The organism is Chrysiogenia bacterium (genome assembly GCA_020434085.1).
Classification (GTDB): Bacteria; JAGRBM01; JAGRBM01; order JAGRBM01; family JAGRBM01; genus JAGRBM01.
In genome coordinates, this window is the sequence record JAGRBM010000030.1 from 1 (window position 1) to 5325 (window position 5325).

Consider the following 5325-nt stretch of genomic DNA (forward strand, 5'->3'; position numbering starts at 1 on the left):
TCGGCGTGACCGCCACTGATGTCTACGGCAACCGCAACTTCGGTTTCAACGGCGTGGTGCGGCTCTCATCGAATGACCCGGCGACAAGCCCCATCGACAACGTGCTCCAGACGGGCGTGAACGGCGGGTTCCGCGAGTTTCCGTTTACCCCCTACACCGATTCCGATGCGCTGCCCGGCGGCGCGATGACCCTGAGCGCGCAGGATCTGGGTGCCTCGATGCCCACCTATACGACCGCGGGAATCACGGTGAACGGGCAGAGCGCCACGCAGCTCTTCGTGCGTTTTCCCGGTGAGACCATCACCGCCCGCTCGACAGGGCCGGTTGTTCTAAACGCAAGCGACGCGCAGGAAATCGGCGTTGGCTTCCAGGCGGAGGTCATCGCCCTCGATGCCTTCGGCAATCTCGATACGGGCGCCTCGCTCACCGATGTGGAGATTTCCACCGACGATCCCGGCGATGCGGGCCCCTTCAACGCGGCCCTTGCAAGCGGCATCGCCGCCTTCACCCTCACCCCCAGCGTGGAGGGCCCCATCAGCGTGAGCATCGACGCGCACACGCCCATGAGCCTCACCATGGTGGGTGCGCGCAGTTACCGCGCCTACCCCATTGTGCTGGGGCAGGCCGGCGGCGGAGCGAACGGCGCAGCGACAAGCGCCACGGGCCTGACGCTTCCGACATCGGTCGCGATCGATGAGAGCAGCGCCACGCGCCGCGCCTTCGTCGCCGACACCGACAACCACCGCATTCTGGGATGGACCAGCGCCGACGCGCTGGCAAACGGACAGGCCGCCTCGCTGGTGATCGGACAGAGCGACCTGGCCAGCGGCGGCTGCAACCGCGGCAACGCGCCCGGCGCCGCAGACTCGAACCGTCTTTGTGAACCCCGCGGGCTCGCGCTCGATTCGCAGGGCAGACTCTGGGTTGCCGATACCCTCAATAACCGCATTCTGCGCTTCAACGATCCATTCGGAACGGACCTCATCGCTGACCTGGTGCTCGGGCAAGCCAACTTCACGTCGGGCGCCGCCAACCGCGGCGGCTCGGTCGCGTCCAACACGCTCTCGGGCCCGACCGATGTCGAGGTCGATGCAAGCGGCAACGTCTGGGTCGCCGATACGGGCAACAACCGCGTGCTGCGCTTCGATGCGCCGGGTGACACCACCGCCGATCTGGTCGTGGGACAGACGAACTTCACTTCGGGCAGTTGCAACGCGGGGAGCACCCCCACGGCCGGGCGGCTGTGCGGGCCCATGGGACTGGCGCTCTCGGGAACGACGCTCTGGGTCGCCGACACGCTCAACAACCGCGTGCTGCGATTTCCGACGCCCGCGAACAACACGGCGGATCTTGCCCTTGGTCAGGGGAGTCTCACCAGCTCCGACTGCAACGGCGCGGGCATGAGCGTGGGCTCGACAACCCTCTGCCTGCCCGAGGACGTCACCCCCGGCGCGGGCACGGATCTTTATGTCTCCGATAGCGCGAACCACCGCGTGCTCTACTACAACAACCCCACCGTGAGCGGCTTTCCCGCCTCCAGCGCGCTCGGCCAGCCGAATCTTACCTCCGGCAGCGCCAACAACCCCGCGCTCGACATCACGACGCTCTCGGCCCCGGCGGATCTCGCCTGGTGGGCCGGCGCGCTCTTCATTGCAGACAGCGCCAATAACCGCGTCGTCGGACGGGTTCCGTAATCTTCTACAGGTGCCTGGCCGCGGCGTATTCAATAAGCCGCGGTCTTGGATGGGCGCTCACTTCCATCGTCGTGATCGAGCCATTGGGAATGTAGGGCTGTACGAAGGGGCGCAGTGTATTCAGAGACCGCTGGGCCCAGATGCTCGAGAGATAGAAGATGAGATAGCCGTGGGCGAAGAGCGCGACGTGGGCGTCTTCGCCGTGGGCGGCCTGGAGTTCCTCGAACATCCGGGTGATGCGGGCCTCGAGATCGGCGGGCGACTCGCCGCCCTCGGTGCGACCGCTGCGCCAGCTCTGAAAGTAGAGCGGGATGAGCGAGCCGCCGAGCATCACCCGCTTGACCGGTTTGGGCAGCGGCGAGCCGGAAATTCCGCTCAGGATCCGCTGCGCGGCTGAGCCCTCGGGCAGGCGGCCGGTGCGCAGCTCTGTGATTTCCTCGCGCACGGCGACGTCCATGCCCAACACCTCGGCCGTGGCGTCGGCGGTTTCCTTCGCGCGAAGCAGCGGGGAGGCATAGATCGCGTCGAGCCGTTTGCCCGAAAAATGCCGCGCCACCGCGCGGGCCTCATCGCGTCCGCGATCGGAGAGCGAGCCCTCAGTCTCCTGATTGAACAGGGCGTTGATCGTATCGAAGTTGTCGAGCCGGTGGGCCCGAAACTCCATCTCGCCATGTCTGATCCAGTAGATGCGCATGGATTCAGGATAGATGATTCAAGCCGGAAGAGGGAAAATCGTCCGCGTATACGTTTGTCGTGGACGTGGACGGAATTTTCCGAATTTGCTGCAAAGCCACAAGGCAAGCCCGCTAGAAGAAATGCCGCCCGCGCGCGACGTTGAGCAGGAAGCCCACGCCGGTAAGCATGGTGACCGCGGAACTGCCGCCGTAGGAGAGGAACGGCAGGGGCACGCCGATGACCGGCAGCAGGCCGGCAACCATGGCGATGTTCACCAGGAAGTGCCAGAAAATGAGAATGCCGAATCCCGTTGCCAGGATGGCGCTGAAGCTGTCGCGCGCGTGCGAGGCCACATTAAAAGCCCGGCCCACCAGCACGGCGAAGGCCACGACGACGCCCACCGAGGCGACAAAGCCCAGTTCCTCGGCGAGCACCGAGAACGCGAAATCGGTGTGCTGCTCGGGCAGGAAACTGAACTGGGTCTGCAGTCCCTTAAGGTACCCCCTGCCCCACAGGCCGCCCGAACCGATGGCGATCTTCGACTGGATGACGTGATAGCCCACGCCGAGGGGGTCGGATTCGGGATTTAAGAAAGTCGCCAGGCGCGCCTTCTGGTGGGCCTTCAGGAAGAAGAGCGGATCGCCCTTCCAGAGCCACACCGCCGCGACGCTCACCGCGACGAGTCCGATGGAGCCCCAGAACGTGCGGCGCGAGAGTCCCAGGAACAGATAGAGGCTCCCCACCGTGGCCACGTAGATGAGCCCCGTTCCCATGTCCGGCTCCTTCATGATGAGCCCCAGCGGGATCAGCAGGATGAGCGTGGGCTTCCACAGATCGAAGAGCGAGTACGGAGGTTCCTCCGGCGCGCGTCCGAAGTAGCGCGCTAGCATGAGGATGAGCGCAATCTTCATGGGCTCCGAGGGCTGCAGCGTAAAGGGCCCGAGCTGAAGCCAGCTTCGCGCGCCACCTGCCTTGTGCCCCAGGAAGTGCACCGCCGCCAGCGGGATGAGCGCCAATACGAAGATGGTCGGCGTCATCCGCTCGAGCGTGCGCATGTCGATGAGCGCCGCCGCGGCCATGGCGATGAGCCCAATGGTGAACCACATGATCTGGCTCTTGTGGGGGCTGCCGTTCAGGCCGCCCTGGGAGGCGCTGTAGAGGTTGAACAGCGAGATCACCATGAGCGCCAGCACCGGGGTGAGCACCAGCGGATCGACGGCTTCTTTCCAGCGAGAGCGGCTCATGGCTGGACCTCCTCGCTCGTGGCGGCATAGCGCAGCTCGGGATGGGCCGCGTCCGGCGCGGGCAGCAGCCCCGCCGTGGCACGCTGCTCGCGCAATTCCTTGTAGCGGGCGATGATCTTCTGCGCGACGGGCGCGGCATTGCGGCCGCCGCCGCCGCCATGCTCGATGATCACGGCCAGCGCAATGTAGGGGTCTTCCGCCGGGGCGTAGGCGACAAAGAGCGCGTGGTCGCGCAGTTCCTTGGGAATGTCTTCGTCATTCTCGTAGTGTTCAACCGAAGAGAGCCGCACCACCTGGGCCGTTCCCGTCTTACCGGCAACAGTGATTCCCGGTACCTTCGCACGGTGGGCAGTCCCCTGGGGATCGTTCACCACGGCGACCAGGCCTTCGTGCACCGCCTCGATGTGCTCGGGCGCAAAGGGAAGCGGCGGCGGGATGGGCGGGCTGAAGTCGTGAATCACCTCGCCGTCCACGCTCTGGGCGCGCGCGATGAAGTAGGGCTGCACCAGCGTTCCGCCGTTGGCAATGGCCGAGATGCCGCGCACAAGCTGAATCGGGGTTACGAGATCGAAGCCCTGCCCGATGGCGCACGGCAGGGTCTCGCCGGCCTGCCAGGGTTCGCCCTTCACGCGCTCTTTCCATTCCTCGGTGGGCACGAGGCCCGATTTTTCTTCGTCCAGCCCGATGCCCGTCTTGCTTCCGAATCCAAAGAGCCTGGCGTAGTGCGCAATGCGGTCGATCCCCAGACGCTGGCCGAGCTGGTAGAAATAGATATCGCAGCTCTGGCGAAGCCCGTGCAGCAGGTCCACCTTGCCGTGACCGCCGCGGCGCCAGCAGTGGAACCACCGGCGCCCCACCCGCATCCGGCCGTGACAGACCGGGGCGAAGTCATCCGATCCGACGATGCCTTCTTCGAGCCCCGCCATCGCAACAAAGGGTTTCCACGTCGAGCCCGGCGGGTACTGGCCCTGAATTACTTTCGAATAGAGCGGGCGACCCGGCGCGTTGAGCAGGGCATTGTATTCCTTCTGCGAGATCCCGCGGGCGAATTCGCTCGGATCGAAGGTCGGGTGCGAGACGAGCGCCAGCACCTCTCCGGTCTGCGGATTCATCGCCGCAATGGCGCCGTGTTCTCCGCCGAGGGTTTCCTCGGCTGCAAGCTGCAGGTCCCAGTCGAGGGTAAGCACGATGTTGTTTCCGGGCACCGGCGCTTCGTTGTCGGCCTCGAATCCCAGTTCCTTGAGCACCGCCTCGTCCACTTCGCCGCCGAAGGCGTTGACGATGAGCTCGCGGTAACCGTCGCGCCCGCGCAGCCAGGACTCGGTCATTGCCTCGATGCCCTGCTGGCCGACCAGATTTCCCTGCCGGTAGCCATGGTCGGGATATTCTTCCTTCAGGCGCTTGAGTTCATCGGCGTTGACCTCGTGGATGTAGCCCAGAAAGTGTGCGCCCACGCCGCCGTATTTGTACTCGCGTACCGGCTCGGTGCGAACGAACACACCATTGGCACGCAGGTTGATCTCCTCGATTTTCGATATCTCGTCCCAGGTCGCATCGTCGCGCACCAGCACCGGACGAAAGCGCAGGCGCCCGCCGCCCTCGCGAACGGTCTTCCAGATTTCCTCGGGGCTGACTTCGAGAATCTGTGCGAGGCGCTCGATGGTCGCCTCGGCGCGCGCCTGCTTCTCCGTGTCACGGCGCGAGGCCAGGAA

At 65.3% G+C, this 5325-nt stretch carries 4 protein-coding genes; 1 reads left to right on the plus strand and 3 read right to left on the minus strand.

The features are described 5' to 3' along the window. Positions 1-1694 (plus strand): NHL repeat-containing protein (locus tag KDH09_00855; protein ID MCB0218216.1); only part of this gene is annotated, 1694 nt, incomplete at its 5' end. 4 nt (positions 1695-1698) lie between these two features. On the opposite strand, the gene KDH09_00860 is transcribed toward KDH09_00855, so the two are convergent. From KDH09_00860 to mrdA, 3 genes are all read right to left on the minus strand, one after another. Then, on the minus strand, positions 1699-2358 hold the full coding sequence (locus KDH09_00860; protein ID MCB0218217.1) for a histidine phosphatase family protein: 660 nt from the start codon (positions 2356-2358) through the stop codon (positions 1699-1701). A 142-nt stretch (positions 2359-2500) separates the two neighbouring features. Further along, the gene (gene rodA / locus KDH09_00865; GenBank protein ID MCB0218218.1) at positions 2501-3613 is read right to left on the minus strand and encodes a rod shape-determining protein RodA; all 1113 of its coding nucleotides are present in this window, start codon (positions 3611-3613) and stop codon (positions 2501-2503) included. After that, on the minus strand, positions 3610-5325 hold a 1716-nt coding region (mrdA, locus tag KDH09_00870), incomplete at its 5' end, for a penicillin-binding protein 2 (GenBank protein MCB0218219.1). The genes mrdA and rodA, both read right to left, overlap by 4 nt.